The sequence below is a fragment of the Exiguobacterium sp. RIT594 genome (assembly GCF_003339585.1).
Taxonomy (GTDB): domain Bacteria; phylum Bacillota; class Bacilli; order Exiguobacteriales; family Exiguobacteriaceae; genus Exiguobacterium_A.
Genome location: NZ_QPKF01000001.1, coordinates 1,498,187 through 1,517,446, shown reverse-complemented (window position 1 = coordinate 1,517,446; position 19,260 = coordinate 1,498,187). Strand labels below are relative to the sequence as shown.

At 49.7% G+C, this 19,260-nt stretch carries 16 protein-coding genes; 12 read left to right on the top strand and 4 right to left on the bottom strand.

Features of this window, described 5'->3' with window-relative positions:
• Positions 1 to 28 precede the first annotated feature (28 nt).
• Genes DVG79_RS07910 through DVG79_RS07895 form a run of 4 tightly spaced genes read right to left on the bottom strand, consistent with a single transcriptional unit; the run spans position 29 to position 3,857 of the window.
• Positions 29 to 781 carry an iron ABC transporter ATP-binding protein gene (locus DVG79_RS07910; RefSeq protein WP_114596233.1) on the bottom strand — a complete coding sequence of 251 codons (753 nt, stop codon included), beginning with the start codon at positions 779 to 781 and terminating at the stop codon, positions 29 to 31.
• Entirely contained in the window at positions 778 to 1,833 is a 1,056-nt protein-coding gene (locus DVG79_RS07905) for an iron chelate uptake ABC transporter family permease subunit (RefSeq protein WP_369835035.1), read from the bottom strand. The genes DVG79_RS07910 and DVG79_RS07905 overlap by 4 nt, the downstream gene beginning before the upstream one ends.
• Before the next feature lie 8 nt (positions 1,834 to 1,841).
• Positions 1,842 to 2,837: an ABC transporter permease gene (locus tag DVG79_RS07900; RefSeq protein ID WP_114596573.1), complete on the bottom strand. Its 996-nt coding sequence runs from the start codon at positions 2,835 to 2,837 to the stop codon at positions 1,842 to 1,844.
• A gap of 24 nt (positions 2,838 to 2,861) precedes the next feature.
• Complete coding sequence (locus DVG79_RS07895; protein WP_114596231.1) at positions 2,862 to 3,857, bottom strand: siderophore ABC transporter substrate-binding protein; 996 nt, start codon at positions 3,855 to 3,857, stop codon at positions 2,862 to 2,864.
• Between the two features lie 543 nt (positions 3,858 to 4,400).
• On the opposite strand from DVG79_RS07895, the gene DVG79_RS07890 reads away from it, so the two are divergent.
• From DVG79_RS07890 to DVG79_RS07835, 12 genes are all read left to right on the top strand, one after another.
• Positions 4,401 to 6,023 carry a DUF3153 domain-containing protein gene (locus tag DVG79_RS07890; RefSeq protein WP_114596230.1) on the top strand — a complete coding sequence of 541 codons (1,623 nt, stop codon included), beginning with the start codon at positions 4,401 to 4,403 and terminating at the stop codon, positions 6,021 to 6,023.
• Positions 6,020 to 7,477: a phytoene desaturase family protein gene (locus tag DVG79_RS07885; protein ID WP_114596229.1), complete on the top strand. Its 1,458-nt coding sequence runs from the start codon at positions 6,020 to 6,022 to the stop codon at positions 7,475 to 7,477. Before DVG79_RS07890 ends, DVG79_RS07885 begins: the two co-directional genes overlap by 4 nt.
• A 129-nt stretch (positions 7,478 to 7,606) precedes the next feature.
• A complete protein-coding gene (locus tag DVG79_RS07880) occupies positions 7,607 to 7,894 on the top strand; it encodes a hypothetical protein (protein WP_012369943.1) in 288 nt (95 codons plus the stop codon).
• Positions 7,895 to 8,009: 115 nt separating this feature from the next.
• On the top strand, positions 8,010 to 9,278 hold the full coding sequence (locus tag DVG79_RS07875; RefSeq protein ID WP_114596228.1) for a DUF445 domain-containing protein: 1,269 nt from the start codon (positions 8,010 to 8,012) through the stop codon (positions 9,276 to 9,278).
• Between the two features lie 12 nt (positions 9,279 to 9,290).
• Positions 9,291 to 10,112, top strand: coding sequence for a DNA-3-methyladenine glycosylase family protein (locus DVG79_RS07870; protein ID WP_114596227.1), 822 nt, complete (start codon positions 9,291 to 9,293; stop codon positions 10,110 to 10,112).
• Between the two features lie 115 nt (positions 10,113 to 10,227).
• The gene (locus tag DVG79_RS07865) at positions 10,228 to 10,665 is read left to right on the top strand and encodes a YlbF/YmcA family competence regulator (RefSeq protein WP_188005300.1); all 438 of its coding nucleotides are present in this window, start codon (positions 10,228 to 10,230) and stop codon (positions 10,663 to 10,665) included.
• 66 nt (positions 10,666 to 10,731) lie between these two features.
• Positions 10,732 to 13,263 carry a DNA mismatch repair protein MutS gene (mutS, locus tag DVG79_RS07860; RefSeq protein ID WP_114596225.1) on the top strand — a complete coding sequence of 844 codons (2,532 nt, stop codon included), beginning with the start codon at positions 10,732 to 10,734 and terminating at the stop codon, positions 13,261 to 13,263.
• A gap of 14 nt (positions 13,264 to 13,277) precedes the next feature.
• Entirely contained in the window at positions 13,278 to 15,101 is a 1,824-nt protein-coding gene (gene mutL, locus DVG79_RS07855; RefSeq protein WP_114596224.1) for a DNA mismatch repair endonuclease MutL, read from the top strand.
• A 176-nt stretch (positions 15,102 to 15,277) separates the two neighbouring features.
• Positions 15,278 to 15,667: a CidA/LrgA family protein gene (locus DVG79_RS07850; RefSeq protein WP_114596223.1), complete on the top strand. Its 390-nt coding sequence runs from the start codon at positions 15,278 to 15,280 to the stop codon at positions 15,665 to 15,667.
• The gene (locus DVG79_RS07845) at positions 15,660 to 16,340 is read left to right on the top strand and encodes an LrgB family protein (RefSeq protein WP_233494557.1); all 681 of its coding nucleotides are present in this window, start codon (positions 15,660 to 15,662) and stop codon (positions 16,338 to 16,340) included. The genes DVG79_RS07850 and DVG79_RS07845 overlap by 8 nt, the downstream gene beginning before the upstream one ends.
• Before the next feature lie 44 nt (positions 16,341 to 16,384).
• Complete coding sequence (locus DVG79_RS07840) at positions 16,385 to 16,960, top strand: AAA family ATPase (protein WP_114596221.1); 576 nt, start codon at positions 16,385 to 16,387, stop codon at positions 16,958 to 16,960.
• Between the two features lie 63 nt (positions 16,961 to 17,023).
• A complete protein-coding gene (locus DVG79_RS07835) occupies positions 17,024 to 19,063 on the top strand; it encodes an ATP-binding protein (RefSeq protein WP_114596220.1) in 2,040 nt (679 codons plus the stop codon).
• Positions 19,064 to 19,260: the final 197 nt, after the last annotated feature.

Genomic DNA, 19,260 nt, shown 5'->3' with positions numbered 1-19,260 from the left:
CCGTCCTTCTTTTTGATATGTGATCATCTCAGTAAACGGCAATCGGTCCGTATGGTCCATCCATGATTTCGAGATTGGTCTCAAAAATATCGGATAGCGTGTCCGCGACCATGATTTCCTGTACCGTCCCGAACGCAGCAATCTGTCCATGTTTCATGGCACAAATATGGTCGGCATATTTCGCTGCAAAATTGATGTCGTGTAAGACGGTAATGATTGTTCGTCCGAGCTCATCCGCGACATGACGAAGATACCCCATCATTTGGACGGACCGGGCGATATCGAGATTGTTGAGCGGTTCATCCAGCAACACGTAATCCGTCTCCTGACATAAGACCATTGCGACATAAGCCCGTTGACGTTGTCCGCCTGACAGTTCGTCGAGATAACGGTTCTCGAGTGGTGTCAGGTCAAGAAAGTCGATGTATTTTGATGTGATGGCTTCGTCGTCCGGCGTCATGCGCCCCTGGGAGTAGGGGAAACGGCCGAACCCGACCAGTTGGCGAACCGTCAACCGGGTTACAAAATGATTTTCCTGACGAAGAATCGTCAGGATTTTTGCCAGATCCTTGGACTTCGTACTTGAGACATCGAGTCCTGCGACCTGGATCTGTCCTTCGTCGAGATGCAGCAGACGACCGATCATCATCAGTGTCGTCGATTTACCGGCGCCGTTCGGTCCGATCAGTGCGGTCAGCCCGGCTTGCGGGATTTCAAGTTCAAGCGGACCGATTTGGACATGATCCGAATACGTTTTTTTGACTTGCGTTAATTTAATCATAGGGACCTCTTTCGTAATAACACCGTTAAGAAAATCAGACCGCCAAAGAGTTCAATGATGACGGAGACGACGCTCGGTGCATTGAAAATATGATACATGAAGAAATAGGCACTCGTCAGAACGAGAAAGCCGATTGAAAATGCCATTGGTAAGACGTATTTATGGTCGTATGTAGAAGCGACCTGATAACTGAGTGTGGCAACGAGAAAACCGAAAAACGTCAGTGGTCCAATCAGTGCCGTCGACATCGACATGAGTAAGGAAATGAGGATGAGGACATAGATGACACTTCGGCGGTGATTGACGCCGAACGAGGTCGCGACGTCTTTTCCAAGGGCGATGACATTCAGACGATTCGCCGACAGAAACAACAAGATACTGACGATCAGAACGACCGGAATAACGATTGGAAAATAGGCAGCATCGGCATTTGTGACTGAACCGAACAGTCGTGCCTGCAGAATATCGAATTCGGACGGATCGAGCATCCGTCTCATGAAGCTTGCGAGAGAATTCAGTCCGGTGCCGAGGATGATGCCGATTAGCAACATGAGCTGTAAATCGGCATATTTTCCGGATAATAGCCATCCATAGAGGAGCAGACTCATCACGAGCATGAGACCGACTTGGGTCAAAAAGGCTCCCGTCCCTGAAAAACCGATCAGAGCCCCTGCACCAAAGAAAAAGATCATCGACGTTTGAATCGTCGAGTACAGTGCATCGAATCCAAGCAGGGACGGTGTGATAATCCGGTTATTCGTGACCGAATGAAAGGCGACGGTGGCAAGGCTTTGGCAGAGTGCGGCAATCGCCATTGTCACGATGGCTGTGATCCGGCGTTCGACGACCGGCCAAAAGGACGGTGACTGAACGGGGACCGGATTGTTGTAGAGCAGGAGACCAAGCGAACAGAGCAGTCCACCGAACAGAAACAGGCATAACAAGATCCAGTAGCGGCGCGCGAGCCGTTTGGACGGGAAGGCGGAAGCATTCCGACTACTTGTATGAGCGGTCGTTCGTTCACCTGGGTAAGGTTTCGGTTTTCTGTGCATGACTGTACTCATCGGATCCCTCCTCTTTTTCGTTGCCGCAACAGGATGAGAATGAAGACGGCTGCCCCGACTGTTCCGAGAATCAGTGAGACCGGCAATTCAAAGGGTTGAATCAATGTCCGCGAAATTAAATCACTGACGAGGACAGTCCCCATCCCGATGATACAGACCCACGGCAAGTTACTGCGCAAGTCATCTCCACGCATCATCGAGACGAGATTCGGCACGATCAGACCGAGGAACGGTAAGTTTCCGATAACCGTCGCGACGATGCCGACGGACAAGGCGATCAGACCCGTCGCAATGATCATCAGACGGTTGTAATGAATGCCGAGACTCGTCGCGATATCCTCGCCGAGACCGACTACCGTCAAACGATTGGCGAGAAAGAAAATACACATCGTGACCCCGACAATAATCCATAAGTATTCATAGCGCCCGACTTGGACGGATGAAAACGATCCGACGAACCACCCTTCGAGCGCCTGGCTCGCCCGGAAATATAAACCTAAGAAAGTGGAAACGGCCGAGATGACAGCTCCGAGCATGAGGCCGATGATCGGTACAATCAATGAAGAGCGGAGCTGGACTGAACGCAGGAACCAAAAGAACACCATCGTGCCGATAAAAGCGAACACAATCGCACCGGTCATCCGCATCATCAAGGTCGGTGCCGGGACAAGCAGGTAAACGGTCAACAGTCCGAGTCCCGCCCATTCAATCGTGCCGGTCGTCGTCGGTTCGACGAGCCGGTTCTGTGTAATCAGTTGCATGACGAGTCCCGCCATCGCCATGGCTGCACCTGTCAGCATCAAGGCAACCGTTCTCGGAACACGTGTAATCCAAAACATAGAAAAGTCATTTGCCGTGTTGCCGAGCTCGTAAACTCCGGTAAACAGCGAAGTAACGGCAAGCAGACCGATGATCAGCAGGGCGATGATAAACGGTGGCGTCCAAACGACAGAAAAGGAAGGTCGAGCAACCGGCTCAACACTTCCATTCATTTGTTGCGACTTAATCGGTTCCATTTACTTCACAAATGCTTTCGATACGCTTTGGAAAAATTCCGAATAGGTCTGAATCGATTCGTTCAAGTACATATCCTTTGGTGTATACACAATCCGCTCTTCCTTGACGGCTGTCGTCTTTTGAAGCGCCGGAGCACGATCGATGACATCTTCCGCCGGAACAGCATCCTTGGCGTTCCCGAGCGGAGCGTCACGGTCTAAGACAAGCAAACGGTCCGGATTGCTTTGTGCGATGGCTTCGACCGACACTTCGTCTCCTTGGTCCTTACCTGATTTCTGTTTGACTTCAAGTGCCGGTTTCCAGCCGAAGATGTCATACATCGGTCCAAAGACACGACCGCTCATCGGGGCAGAGAAACCGATGTCTCCACCTGAGACGATGACCGACATGACGCTGTCTTTTCCGTTATAGGATTTTTTCACATCCTGAATCGACTGTTCGAAAGTCGTGACGAGTTGATCGGCTTCTTTTTCCTTGGCAAAAATTTGACCGAGTGTGTGTGTCGTATCTTCAAGACCTTTGACTAACAGTTCACCCGGCGTTCCGGATGTTTCCGGCAATTCGATGTCCAAATCAATGACAGCAGCTTCCGGAACCAATTTTTTGATCTCATCGTAGTAATCCGCGAAACGTTGACCGACGATGACGACATCCGGATTGACGCCGGCGATGGCTTCGAGGTTTGGTTCGAAGTGCATGCCGACGTCGACGATTTCCTTGTCTTTGGCGTACGGCGATTCAGCCGGCAACAGTCCGACCGGAGCGGCCACGAGTTCAACGTCCCAGGCAGCGAGCGTCTCGAATGTCCGGTTATCGAGTGCGACGACTTTCTTGGGTTGTACGGGTACTTTGACCGTACCGTGTGCATCGGTGATTTCGACCGTTTTTGCAGCAGATTGTTTACTGTCTGCCGTAGTCGTTTCGTTTGCAGTACCGCAAGCGGCAAGTAAGACGGCGAGTGAGCTCATCACCATCGATGTTTTGAGTGTCCCCATTTTGATTCATCTCCTTTTGGTATTAGACAATCCATCACATCAATTCGTTCATGAATATGTATGTGTTTTTCTTTCACGAATTAAATGATAATGATTATCATTGTCATCTTCAAGTTGAATGATAGCAAACAAAAATTGGAGATGCAATGACAATTTTTGTTTGCTGAACTTTCCGATTTTTTATTTCTATAAACTATACGGGAATAAAAATCTTAAAGTATTTTACAAAAGTCATCTGTTAAAGGAACAGCAATCACTTGCTGATAACGGTCCAATCAGCTGATATAATCGTAAGAACAACAGAATTTAAACGGTTAGAAGTTGAATGGATTCAATCGTTCACAACAGATGCAAGAATCGGATATTTTTCTGGAAAAGTAGAAGGAAAAAGACTGAAATGATTTCTCCATGTTTAAACAACTAGAGCGTGACGGCTTAAACTCTGTTACATTTTTTTGGACATATTCATTTTGAAGCATGAGGACTTCTGAGTTAGGGAAAAGAAAAACGAGCCGACAGCAAAGAGAAAGGGCGTGTGACGATTTGATCAGCAAACGAAAAAAACTTATTGTCCTGTCGTTCGCCTTGATGGCAATGGTGCTTGGCGGATGTATCCGGATCCAATATGATGCGGCGGTCCATACCGACAAAAGTGTTACCTTGAAAACAACATATGCGGCAAAAGAGCATCCTGTAGCGCGATTACTTAATCTGAACCCGGACTGGAATACGTATGTCAAGCAGGCTGAGAAGAACGGGTACGCGGCAAAGACGTTCAAGACGCAGGATGATTACGAAGGCATCCGGATGGAAAAGAAATTTGCCAAATTCGAAGATTTGGCAACGATTAAAGATGAATGGAAAACAGGGATCGGCGGTATCCTCATCCCGCCGGATACGACGTATGAAGTCAAACAGGAAAAAGGATTTTGGTTTAATACGTATCGATTGGATACGAACATTGATTTGAGTATCGACCGGTTGAACATCAAAGGTTATCAGCCGACCGGACAGGTTAAAAAATTAGCCGATCGTTATCTCCGTCAGGCGGATATTGAAATCAATCTTCATGGACCGAAAGTGATCGGTCTTCAAAACGGGGAAAAAATCGACTGGGCGAACCATAATAATGTTTCGTGGAAACTGTACGGGACAAAGGCCAACCAGTTACAGCTGATTGCCTATGTTCCGAATCCGACCGGCTGGATCGTCACGGGAATCGTTTTGTTGATCGGGGTTTGTCTGCTTATTTTTTGGATTGTTCATCACGTCCGGAAATTACGCCGCAAACAACTGCAGACCATCGGTATCTCGGTACTCGTCTGTCTGCTTGTCGGTGGCAGTGCCTGGTGGTTCTTTGCCGACGAGACGTCGAGTGCGCCGCCGCCGACAAAACAGATTGTCGCGCAACAGGTCGGCGAAATCACGCCGACATTCATGGTGCACGGTCTGTTCGGGACAGAGCGGACCTTCTTGCCGATGATGGAGAACTTTACGAAAAAGAAGCTGGCAGATGACGGTGGACGATGTGATGTGTCACGAAACGGGAAAGTAGTTTGTGACGTCAAGCCGTCTACGACCGGTTATCCGCTTGTCCGGATCGTCTTTGAAGATGATGAAGCGAGCCTTGCCGATCAACAAAAATGGCTCAACACAGCAATTGAACAATATGACAAAAAGCAACAGGCGACGTTTACGGACATCCAACTCGTCGGTCACAGTATGGGCGGAGTCGATGTCGTCGCCTATACACTGAAAGAAGATATCCCGTACCATGTCCGAAAAGTGGTGACGCTCGATGCACCGATCAGCGGCTCGGATTATGCGACGCTCGGGCTGACGCTTGCTCCGTTCGGGACGAATACAAACAGTCCGGCGATTCAGGATTTGGCTGAAAACTCGGCGGCGATGAAAAATCTGAAGGATCGTTTGGAGACATGGCCGCGGGATGTGCTGGTCTATTCTTTTGGGGCGAAAGGCGGAGACTTCAATTTGATTCCGCTCAAAAGCTCGTTTGCACTTGATGCGTATACGGATAACATTCGGACGAAATCCTATAAGTATGATCATTTTACGATCCATCGCCGGGAACCGGTTTTCAAAGAAGTCCGCAATTTTTTGTTTAAAGAAAATCTGGTCACAGAGACAGAGGAGGAACCGTCATGAAACGGATTGTCATCATCGGGGGCGGAATAGCGGGCGTCACCGCTGCAGCGTTACTCGCTCGAAACGGGCATGACGTGACTTTGTGCGAAGGAAGCCGTGAATGGGGCGGCTCAGCGGGTAAGTTTACCCGCAAAGATTTTACCTATCCGGTCGGTGCGACACTCGGAATGGGTTTTGAGTCCGGCGGTATTCATGACCGGGTGTTGCAACACCTGCAAATCGACCAGCCTGTCGAATTGCTCGAAACCGTCATGACGATCAAGTTGGCCGGGTACGATATCCTCTATTACCGGGACAGGGACCGTTTCATTGCGCATTTAAAGGACCAGTTTTCTGATCAGGCTACTGCAATTCAAGACTTTTTTGATGAACTGGACCGGATCCAGCGACACGTCCGACCGTTAATGCAGGCCTTACCGGCGTTACCGCTCAAAACGTTGCGTGATGCGCGGATGATTGTCCGTGAAACAAAAGCAAGTCTGCCGCTACTCCCCTATCTGGCACGGACGGTTGGTGACATTCTCCGGAAACATCAGTTGGACGGGACGGTTTTTGCGCAACTGATTGACGGGATTTTACTCGACAGCATGCAGACGGGAAAAGAAGCTTCGGCGTTGCTCGGAGCTGTTGCATTGTCAATTTATCATGACGGCGCGTATTACGTTCCGGGTGGACTGTATCAAGTTGCAGAACGTCTGAAAGCTGTTGCGGAAGCGGACGGAGCAACAGTATTGCTCGGTCGTAAAATCACCTCTGTCCGTCAAACGGCGGATGGCTTTTTAATCGAAGACCGGCGGGGACGACTTTTACTGGCCGATGCCGTCATCGGTGCCGTGCCGATCGAAGCGATGCAGCAACTGATCGGACCGTCCTTGCGACCGGCATTGGACCGGACATACAAGCGACAAGCTGATTTAACGCAGTGGGCAACATTTACGTATTACGCGGCGATTCCTGAGACAATCATTCAAGAGGACCACGTTTTTCGTCAAATTCACGATCCGCTTCTACCGTCGGGTCATGCGTTCATCTCCTTATCCCGGACGGGGGACATCGAGCGGGCACCAATCGGGTGTCGGACGTTGACGATGTCCTGCCATATTCCGATCGGTCAGTTCGCACGCGACGACCGCGTACAATATGACCGGCAAGTCGAAGCCATGCAGGAAAAATTCGAAACGATTTTAGAACAAGAATTTCCCGGTTTCCAAGATCAAGTCATTGAACGCCATCCCGGTGGACCGGGTGCCTGGGTCCGCTACACATCACGTCCGGATGGTGGTGTCGGCGGATATCCGCAATTACCGTCGACAAGTCTGTTTCGCGCTGCCTCGTTTCGGACAGGTGTGCCGGGACTTTATATCATCGGCGATACTGTATTTCCGGGTGCCGGAACGATCGGGGCGACGACTTCCGCCATTCATGTGGCCCGGGAGTTCGGTGTGAAGATTTAGAAAAGAGTTTGGGAAATCATGAAAGAAGCGGCCGGATGGTCGCTTTTTTTTGAGAACAGGATTATGATTGAGGCGAGACGGGAAGTAGTTAATCATGAGCGAAAAAAGAGAGAGAAGGAGTGAACGAGATTGAATCAGTTTGAGGACAAGTGTCAACATTTCATTCAAGAACGTCGCCCGGAAGTCGGTCCGTTAATTTTTACAAACGCCCGCACCTTCATCAATGCCCGGGGATTGAGCGTATATGAACGAATTTATCAAGGAAAAGAAGAAGTCCGATTGGCGTTCGTCGAACAGACGGCCGGTCATCAAATCGTTTCATTGATGGAAAATACATTTGGAAACGGACTCGTCTACTTTGTGTCGACAGCGACAGCAACATGGGACGGCGAAAATTTCGGTGAATTTACGTTTTAACTACATAATGAGTCCCAGTCCGGTTGAGGCTGGGACTCTTTCATGTCGAAACTTGGATGCGTTTTTGAACGTATACGAAGTATGACAAAACATGCAGCGAGAAGGAGGAACCATCTTGCAACAACAATTAAAACCAAAATCATCGACCCGGCGTCTCGCGACCGTATCCTTGATTTTTATGGCAGTCGGCTTTATCGCCTCATTGCCGTTTAAAGAAAACGATTGGGTATTTTGGCTGCAGAGCGGTTTTGAAGCCGGTCTTGTCGGCGGAATTGCAGACTGGTTTGCCATCACGGCTTTATTCCGGCATCCGCTCGGATTGAAAATTCCCCATACGAACCTGTTGCCGAAAAACCGGGAGCGCGTCATCGAGTCGATCGTCCAGATGCTCGAAAAAGATTTGCTTAATAAAGAGAGTATCGTTGAAAAATTACGGCATATGACGCTCGCCGATCGTTTCATCAAATTGTTGCGTTCAATTGTCCTGTTACCGGCGTTTCGTTCGACGGTCACGGAACTGTTGACCGGTATTTTACACAAACTGCCAAAAGAGGCGATTCTGAAAGTCGTCGATGAGCGGATTTCCGACACGGTCAAAGCGTATCCATCCAAACGATTGGCAGAACGGCTGATGGGATTAAACGAGGAACGCCGCCTCGATGAACTCGCCATCGACCAATTGCTCGGGTACGGGCAACGGTTGCTCGAAGATCCCGTGATCCGGGATCAAATCGGTCGTCTGGCGTATCACGCCATGATTGATCAGGAGAAAAACACCTTTTTACGCGTTACGGCGAAAACGGTACAAAAAGTCTACTCGGAAGAACGGTTGAGCCTTGTCATTCAATCGGTCCTGCTGAGTGTAATTGAAGATATGAAGCAGGTGCATCACCCGAACCGTCTGGCAATTCTTGATCATGTACGCCGGAATTTGGCACAATTGACGCAAGATGAAGAACGGCTTGCCAAAATTGATCAATGGAAAGCAACGGAAGTGGATCGTTTTGATCTGCATCCGGTCTTGAACCGGGCCTACACGGCAGGAATCGAGGAGCTGAAAACGTACCTGGCATCCGATTCTTTCTGGGAAAACCGTGCTTTGCCGTTGATGAACCAAGCGCTGAACGAGTGGGATCAGCATCCGACGTTCAAAGAAGAAAGTGACCGCTGGATGAAAGATCAGCTCGTACGGTTCGTGGATCAAAACCACCAAAAAATCGGCGGTCTGGTCCGGGAAAACTTAAACCGTTTTGATACGGAAACATTGATTCATATGATTGAAGACAAGGTCGGGAACGATTTGCAATGGATTCGCGTCAACGGCGCGATTTGCGGATTTTTCATTGGTTTGATTCTTGGTGGAATCAAACTATTCATTGGTTGAGGGAGCGATTGTATGTGGCAGGAACAGTTACTGTTGGAAGACGACTATGACTTTGCCGGTATCCGGAAACGCCTTCGGGGTGACCGGTTACAGGTCGAACAGGACGGTCGGTTGTTTGTTCCGCTCTTGTTGCCGGAAGGAAACTTCATCGGTCAGATGGAAGCATCCGGTCCGCGGACACTGCTCTTGTCTGGAAACGGTCCACAGAAACCGATGGTGCAACAATTGCGCCGTCGGTTTCGTCTGGATACGGCGAATCCAAGCCAGCACCTGTCAAACACCTCGCTTTCAGAAGTCGTGGCGACGTTCGGAGCGGAGCGGCTTGTGCTGGATATTAGTCCGTTCACTGCACTCATCCGGTCAATCATCCATCAACAAATCAATCTAGCGTTCGCGCAAGTCCTGATGGAACGGTTCTGCCGGACATTCGGCACGGAACAAAACGGGGTGATTTTCCCGCCGACGCCAGACCGGTTACGGGAAGTGGATCCGGAACAGCTTCGGGCGTTGCAACTGTCCGGACGAAAAGTCGAGTATCTGCTTGGAGCAGCTCGGGCCGAGATTGATTTCGATCAGTTGACGGAATCGTCCGACGCAACAATCGCGGAGACACTGATCGCCTTAAAAGGAGTCGGCCCCTGGACGGTACAAAACGTTTTGATGTTCGGCTACGGACGGGAGGATCTGTTTCCGGCGTCGGATATCGGCATTTTACGGGCGTTTGAGCACTTGCACGGGAGCCGGCCGAGTGTGGAAGAGGCAGTTTTGCTGGCGGAAGAATTTGCCCCGTACCGCAGTCACGCCACCTATCTGCTGTGGCGCTCGATTGAATAAGGAACTATTCTTGTCACCCCTCTAAGAGAACGGTATAATGAATGCGTTAAGAACGAGTCATCGTTCGTAGATACGATAAGCGTAGCGGGATTACCGCTTCCGATAGAGGGGACGAATGTTTATGTACACAGATGAACAAATCATCGAAAAGGCCAATGAAATCGCGAAAATGATTTCTGAGACATCAGAAGTAGAACGATTCAAAGCTGCTGAAGCAAACATCAACGGGAACGAAAAAGTTCAAAAGATGATGAAACAAATCAAGTTCCTGCAAAAAGAAGCCGTCAACTGCCAGCATTATGGTAAAACGGAAGCTTTGGCACGTGTCGAAGCAAAACTGGATAAATTATTCGCTGAACTCGATGAGATGCCGGTCGTGCAACAATTCCAGGAATCACAGGAAGAAGTCAACGGACTTCTTCAGTACGTGACGGTGACGATTTCAAACGGCATTACGGATCAAATCATCGAAGCGACAGATGGCGATGTCTTGGCGGGGAAAACAGGCAGCGGCATGGACGCAGAAAATAAAAGCGGCGGTTGCGGCTATTAATCAATGAATTGAATTGGAAAAGCCGACGGATTCCCGTCGGCTTTTTACGCGAATGAGGTGAACAGCATGGAAGCAGTCCATAACACGCCGATGATGAAACAATATTTTTCGATTAAGGCCGACTATCCGGATGCCTTCTTGTTTTATCGGTTAGGTGATTTTTACGAATTATTTTTCGAAGATGCGAAACAAGTCGCACATGAACTCGAATTGACGCTGACAGCGAAAAACGGCAAAAATGCCGAACATCCGATTCCAATGTGCGGTGTCCCGCATCACGCAGCGAACGGTTACATCGAACAATTGATTGAACGCGGCTATAAGGTGGCGTTGTGTGACCAGGTCGAAGATCCGAAGTTGACGAAAGGGCTCGTCAAACGTGAAGTCGTCCAAGTCATCACACCGGGAACGTTGATGTCATCGTTGACAGAAAAAGAAAACCGCTATCTCGTCGCCGTCGTCGAGCAGGACGGACGGTTCGGCATTGCCCGCGGAGACGTCTCGACCGGTGAAAGTGCCTTGACGAGCGTCGCGACGCTTGATGCGGTCGCAAAGGAGTTGAGCATCATCCTGCCGCGTGAAATCATCGTGACGACAAGTGAACATGAGGCGGCACTCAGCCATTTACAGATTCCATTGACGCAAAGTGCACGCCGGGAAAACCATCCCCACGGTGACCGGGCGATTGATACGGCACAAGCGGACGCTTTTGCTGTTCTCTATGCCTACATGCATGATACGCAAAAACGGTCGCTTGCCCACTTGCAACCGGCCATCGTTTACGAAGCGGCCGACTTCATGCAGCTCGAACCGAATACGGTCAAAAATCTGGAGCTGGTCCGGTCTGCCCGGACCGGTGATAAAAAGGGCTCGTTACTGGGACTGCTGGACGTCACCGGTACGGCAATGGGCGGACGGATGCTGAAGCGCTGGCTCGAAAAACCGTTGCTGTCACAACATACGATTGCCGAGCGGCTGGACGCGGTCGAAGAACTGTTGGCTCATTATTTCGAGCGTCAACAGTTGAAGGATACATTGCGCGAAGTCTATGACTTGGAACGATTGGTCGCAAAAGTCGGATACGGGACGGCTTCCGCCCGCGATCTTGTCCAGTTGAAGTCAACGCTGCGTCTGATTCCGCGAATTCAAGCGGCACTTGAAGAATTACTCAGTGACCGGCTCGGACAACTGGCACTTGGACTTGATCCGCACGATGAATTAACCGATCTGCTCGACCGTGCTTTTGTCGAAGCTCCACCGATTTCGACGAAAGACGGCGGAATGATCCGGACGGGATTTGATCCGGCGCTCGACGAATTACTCGTAGCGTCAAAAGACGGGAAAACATGGCTGGCGACGCTTGAAGCCAGTGAACGGCAGGCAACGGGAATTAAGACATTGAAAATCGGCTATAACCGGGTCTTCGGGTATTACATCGAAGTGTCGCGGGCCAACGCCAAACTGTTGCCGGAAGGGCGTTACGAACGGAAACAGACACTTGCGAATGCGGAACGGTATGTGACACCGGAACTGAAAGAGAAGGAAGCCCTGATTCTCGGAGCTGAGGAAAAAAGTATCACGTTGGAATACGAACTGTTCTGTCAGGTCCGGGATCAGGTGAAGACACACATCGAAAGTCTGCAACGGGTCAGCCGGCGGATTGCCGAACTCGATGTTCTCGTCGCCTTGGCGGAAACCGCCGAACGATATGATTACGTCCGACCTGTCACACTGAACGGTCGGAACGTACTGATCGAAAACGGACGACATCCGGTCATCGAGACGGTATTGCCGCGCGGAGAGTATGTTGCGAACGGGATCTCGCTTCACGAGGAACGGGAAATGCTGTTAATCACAGGACCGAACATGTCCGGTAAATCGACGTATATGCGCCAGTTTGCCTTGATTGCCTTACTGCATCAAATCGGATCATTCGTCCCGGCAAGCCGGGCCGAGTTACCGATTTTCGATCAAATCTTCACGCGGATCGGGGCAGCGGACGATTTAGTCAGCGGTCAATCGACCTTCATGGTCGAGATGGTCGAAACGCAAGAAGCATTAACACGGGCAACGGACCAATCATTGATTCTCCTCGATGAGATCGGTCGCGGAACGTCGACGTACGACGGAATGGCGCTCGCACAGGCCATCGTCGAACACATTGCAGAGCACGTCGGTGCAAAAACCCTGTTCTCGACACATTATCATGAATTGACGGTCCTTGAGGACTCGATGCCGCGTCTCGCGAATGTCCATGTCCGGGCGGTCGAACAGGATGGACGGGTCGTCTTCTTACACGAAGTCCGGGACGGGAAAGCCGATCAATCGTACGGGATTCATGTCGCACGCTTAGCCGATTTACCGGATGCCCTGATTGCCCGGGCGGAAGTCCTGTTATCGGAATTCGAACAAACGGATGAACGGACCGTCGTATCACCGAAAGAAACGACTGTTCCGGCGGCACCTGTCGATCAACTGAGTCTTTTTACTGAGACGGATCCGGTCCGGGAGACGGTCCAGACACTGGATTTAATCAATATGACACCACTTGAAGCATTAAACACGTTGTACCGTCTACAAGCGGAAGCGAGAAAATAAGGAGGACGTCAGGCATGGGAATCATTCGGGAACTATCCGATTCGCTTGCGAACCGGATTGCGGCAGGTGAGGTCGTCGAACGCCCTGCCTCCGTCGTCAAGGAACTGGTTGAAAATGCGCTCGATGCGGGGGCGACACAAATCGATGTCGAACTGGAAGAAGCGGGAATGAAGCGGATGACGATCCGCGACAACGGACACGGTTTTTACCCGGAAGACGCTGAACTGGCGTTTGTCCGGCACGCGACAAGCAAAATCAAGGATGAACACGATTTATTCCGCATCAAGACGCTTGGATTCCGCGGCGAAGCCTTGGCGTCGATTGCATCTGTCAGTAAAGTCACCTTAAAGACGAAACGGGAAGAGCAGGAAGGGATCCAGCTGACACTTGACTGCGGACGGCTGACGAATCGGTCGGTGATCGCCATGAACCGGGGGACGGAGCTGACGGTCGAGCAACTGTTCTTTAATACACCGGCCCGGCTGAAGTATTTGAAGACGACACATACGGAACTGGCCGCCATCACGGACATTTTGAACCGGTTCGCTTTTGCCCATCCGGAAGTCAAACTGTATGCGGTTCACGAAGGAAAAGTCTTGATTCAGACCAATGGTTCGGGTGACGTCCGGCAGGCACTTGCCAGTGTCTACGGGCATCAGACGATTCAGGGAACACTTGTCGCAACCGGTACGACGGCTGATTATCAGTTGACGTGTCATCTCGTGAAGCCGGAAGTGACCCGCGCATCGAAAAATTACATCACCTTGATCTTAAACGGACGTTCGGTCAAAAACTTTGCCTTGACGCAAGCCGTTTTAAACGGCTATCACACGTTGTTGCCGATTGGTCGTTTTCCGATTGCTGTCATCGAAGTGACGATGGATCCATTGTTGATTGATGTCAACGTCCACCCGGCGAAACGGGAAGTCCGTCTGTCAAAGGAAGCGGAACTCTGTCAATTGATTCAGGAGACAATCCGCTTGACGCTCAGCCGGCAGACGCTGATTCCGAAAGTGACACCGCCGAAACCTAAAAAAGATCCGAGTGCGCAGGGAAAATTAGAATTTTCCTATGTGGCGGAGCCGGTCGAGGAATTGTCTTCCCGGTCTGTCTGGAATTATCCGATTCCGAAACGGACCGAAGCCGGGGACGAGCCTGTCCCGTCAGGCAGCGGGATTCAAAAACCGGACCAATTAATCGAAGTGCCGCATGAACCAGTCCCGGAACAAGTGGATCAGCCGGTCGCGACCGGTCCGAAGTTTCCGCATCTCGATGTCATCGGACAGCTCCATTCGTCTTATATCGTCTGTTCGGGAGCGGACGGGATGTATCTGATTGATCAGCATGCCGCGCAGGAACGGATTAAATATGAGACCTATAAGATCATGTTCGGTCGTCCGCTCGAGCAGAAGCAACAGTTGTTGTTGCCGTATACCTTTGAGATTGCGAGTGACGATATGCGGCGGATGGAGGAAGTTTTGCCGCTCCTCCGTGATGTCGGGATCGAACTCGAAGCTTTTGGTCCACAAAGCTTCATCGTCCGGGAAGTCCCGACCTGGTTCCCGTCGCACCGGCAGGAAGAGACGATTCAGGAACTGATGGATGAAGCCTTGATGAAACGGAAGGTCGATCTTGAGACGTACCGGGAAGACGCGGCGATCATGATGGCGTGTAAAAAATCGATTAAAGCCAATCATCCGCTGAATCATGATATGATGCGGCAGTTGATCGTCGACCTCGCTAAAACCGAGATGCCGTTCACCTGTCCGCACGGTCGACCGGTCATCATCGAATGGACGACGTATGAACTCGAAAAACTGTTTAAACGGATTATGTGACGAAAGGAGAGGCATCTGTCTTACGACAGGTGGCTCTTCTTTTTTTGTGCTAGGACAGTAAAAGCAGGGAATTGCTGTGAGAACGGTTACTTCAACAAATCCAGCTCATTTCATTGATTGTTCACAAACTGAGGCGGATAATAGGGTCCGAATACGTTAAACAAGGGGAAATCATTATGCGTTCAAAATTATTGTTAGGTGTGACAATCCTATTGCAGATTGTCCTCATTTCCTGTTTCGCGATGATCGGGGATGTTGTGAGTACAGGACTGCAGTTGCCGTTACCCGGAAATATCATCGGCTTGATTTTATTGTATCTGGCATTAAAAAGCCGTCTGCTCAAAATCAGCTATGTCGAGCACGGTGGACGGGTCCTGCTGCTCGTCATGCCGCTGTTTTTTGTACCGGCCTTATCCGGTATCATGGATTACACGGTTTTCATGCGTCAATCCGGCCTTCAGGTCCTGATCATCCTGATCATCAGCAGTCTGTTGACATTAACCGGATCCGCTTTTCTCGTCGATCGATTGGCCCGACGCAAAGAGGGGGTCGATGCCCATGAGTGAAGGACTATTTTGGCTGGTGTTGACGACTTTGCTGTTTGGCGGCGCGTTTTGGTTGTACCGGGCGTTTCCGTTTGTCTGGACGCTGCCGATTTTGACCGTGACGGCGGCCGTGATTGTCATCTTATTGCTCAGCGGTACGACGCACGCTGTATACATGTCAGGCGGACAGTATTTATCACGGATGCTCGGACCGGCCATTACAGCATTTGCGATTCCGTTGTATCAGGTCCGGCATCATGTCCGGAAGTTTTTACCGGAAATCGCACTTGGTGTCGGGATTGGAACCATCATTGCCCTGACATCCGACTTACTGCTTGGTCTGTTATTGCATCTTGGCCGGACGACCAATCTTGCTTTGTTACCAAAGTCGGTGACATTGCCTGTTGCTTTGGCGATTTCGGAACGATCCGGCGGCACGCTGGCCTTAACCGCGACGTTTGTTCTTGTGACCGGGCTTGTCGGTTCGATTGTCGGTCCGCGCCTGATGACCGGTCTGCAGATCCATCATTTTGTCGGACGCGGTGTCGGACTGGCATCGATTGCCCATGTCATGGGAGCGACGAAATCAATGAGTCTCGATCAGCGGGAAGGGGCAGTTGGTTTACTGACGATGATTTTAACGGCAATTCTCGCCAGTGTCCTTGCACCGTGGATCATTCAAATTGTATATTAAAGGAAACTCCTGCCAGGGAAAGATAAAGGTGGTATATCCGGACAATGATTATTTGGATCAATGGTACATTCGGCGTCGGTAAAACGACGGCTGCCCGAGGATTACAGCAACGAATCAAAGGCTCATATTTATTTGATCCTGAGTTGACAGGTCAACTGTTACGCCAACAGCTTCCGCAAGAGAACCAGGCTGATGATTTTCAGGATGAGCCGCTTTGGCGCCGGTTTAATTTGTTGATGCTCGAACAACTGGATCAAGGTTCTGCCGTCATCATCGTCCCGATGACGTTAACAAATAGTACGTATTTTGAAGAAATCATCGGGACGTTAAGAAAAAACGGCCACCGTGTTCACCATGTAGCATTGATGGCGAGTCCGAAAGCCGTCAGACGCCGGCTGCGAAGCCGGTTTGAACGCGGACAGTCCTGGGGCGGGAAACAAGCCGAGGACCGGTTGCGTGAGCTTTCCCACCCGCTCTTCTCGCATCATCTTCAGACGGACGGGATGTCGAAACAGCAAATCGTTGATGCCATCGGATTAGTCTGCAATCTCCGGTTATTGCCGCCACGGAGCGTAAGAGACAGGATTGAAACGGCAGGATTGAGGGAAATAAAGGTGTGATGCGAAACGAAAGTCTCGTATCACACTTTTATTTTTATAGTTTTAGTAGGAGGCTTTAGCAATATGAAACAATGGATGACTGAAAAACTAGGGAGACAGCTGATGGCGGTATTTTACAGCGTGTTTGTCTGGAGTGTACTCACATCTGTCGCCAGTTATCTTTATATCGACAATTCGGCTGGTCAGACGAAGGAACAAGTACTTGCTCAACTGCAACAAACCCAGTGGTTCTGGTTTTTGAACTTATTGATTTTTCTTTTATGCTTATTATTCATCGTCCGACCGTTGATTGGCCGGCTGACGATGCAGTTACATGAACTGAATATCAAAAGTCAGCGACTCGCGGAAGGAAAATCAATTTCGCTCGAACACGATGTCCTGGTGGAGAACGAAGTCGGTCAGCTGACGGAATCCTTTTATCGGATGGCCCGTTCAATCTCCTCGCAACACACGGAGCTGTCACGAAAAAATCAGTTGATGGAACAGAATCAAGAAGCCCTTAAAAGTAAACAAACAGAACTGGAACAGGCACTCGAAGTCACACGTTCGAACGAACTGCATCTGCAGGACCGCAATGAACTGATTGAAACACTTGCTTCGAAGGAAAGTTTGTTTGATTATTCATCGGTCATCAGTACGATTGTCCGTTTGACGAAAACCGAGTTTGGAGCCCTGTTATTGATTAAAAACAATGAGATCTCATCGGTCGTTCCAAAAGAAATGACGGAAGAACAGCAGGAGAGCCTGAAAACCGAATCGTTACTGCTCAAACGGGTCATGATTTCGAAAGAACGTGCCAATTCTTCGAAAAAGGTCGCCAATGACAGTTTGATTGGTTTTCCGTACTACATTTATGAAGCCGTCATCCCCGTCATGGATCAGGCGAAAGATGAACTGATTGCCTGCCTCTATCTGGCACGGTTCGATCAATCCTTCAACACAAAAGAATTGAATGAACTGGAATCGTTTTCGAAACAGATTGCGATTTCCTTGATGCGGATGTCACTGTATGAACAAATGGAATACGAACGAAAAGAGACAGCCCAACTGCTGAATTCAGTCCGGGAAGCTATCCTCTATATCAAACATGATGAAAAAACGATTCTTGGGAATCAGGCGTTATTTGATATCTTCGAATCGTTACAAATCGAAGAAGACAACGATTCGATGACATTCCTCGAAGTACGGCCGGAAACGATGTTTGAGCAGGTCGATCAAAAAGAGGCATTTGAAGCGTATTTTGAAGAAGTCTTATCCGGTCAGATTCCGGAAGGGATGTTTTCATTATCGATTGATCAAGGGGAATACTTCATTCAAGTCTACGCGGAAGAAATCATGCTCAGTGAACAAGCGAAAGGAACGATTCTTGTGTTCCGGGACGTGACGGCGGAAACGGAAGTTGACCGGATGAAGTCGGAACTTGTCTCGACCGTCTCACACGAACTGCGGACACCACTCTCTTCCATTTACGGGTTCACGGAACTGATGCTGAAACGGAAGTTGGATCCGGAACGGAACAAACGTTATCTGCAGACGATTCATGATGAATCGAAACGATTGACGGATCTTGTCAGCGATTTCTTAAATGTTCAACGGATGGAGTCCGGGAAACAGTCCTACGATAAAGAAGTGTTTGATCTGATTGATACGGTCCGGGAACAGACACGTTTTTATCAGGCGTCAACCGAACAACATCGTCTGCAGCTGGATGTCGATGAGAACCATGAATTTTTGATTCATGCGGATAAAAACAGCATGAAACAACTGCTCGGTAATTTACTTCACAATGCAATCAAATATTCACCGGACGGCGGCGCTGTCGTCATCTCGCTGACGCATCACCACAATCAGATTGAGTTAAGTGTCCGTGACTTTGGATTAGGGATCCCAAGCAGTGCGATGCCGCATCTGTTCAGCAAGTTTTACCGGGTCGACAATTCCGACAGCCGTAAAATCGGCGGAACGGGCTTAGGTCTCTCGATCTGTAAAGAAATTGTCCGGGCACATGACGGCAATATTGATGTCGAATCCATTTTAGGGGAAGGTACCGTGTTTAAGGTCTTGTTACCAAGTGTCTCCGATACATTGATTGAAATGGATTAAATCAAATAGGACAGGGCAGGAAGTGCGGAAAAGGATCATCCGCATATCCTGTCCTGTTTTTTCGTGAGCAGTGAGGTTTCTCATACCGGGGGAGGATAGAAGAAAAGTGGATGAGAGCAAATTCCATGCGATTTTCTGAAAACATTTGGTGACGAAACGGCTGTTTTCCTTGCAAATCGTTTCAGATATGCAGGGAT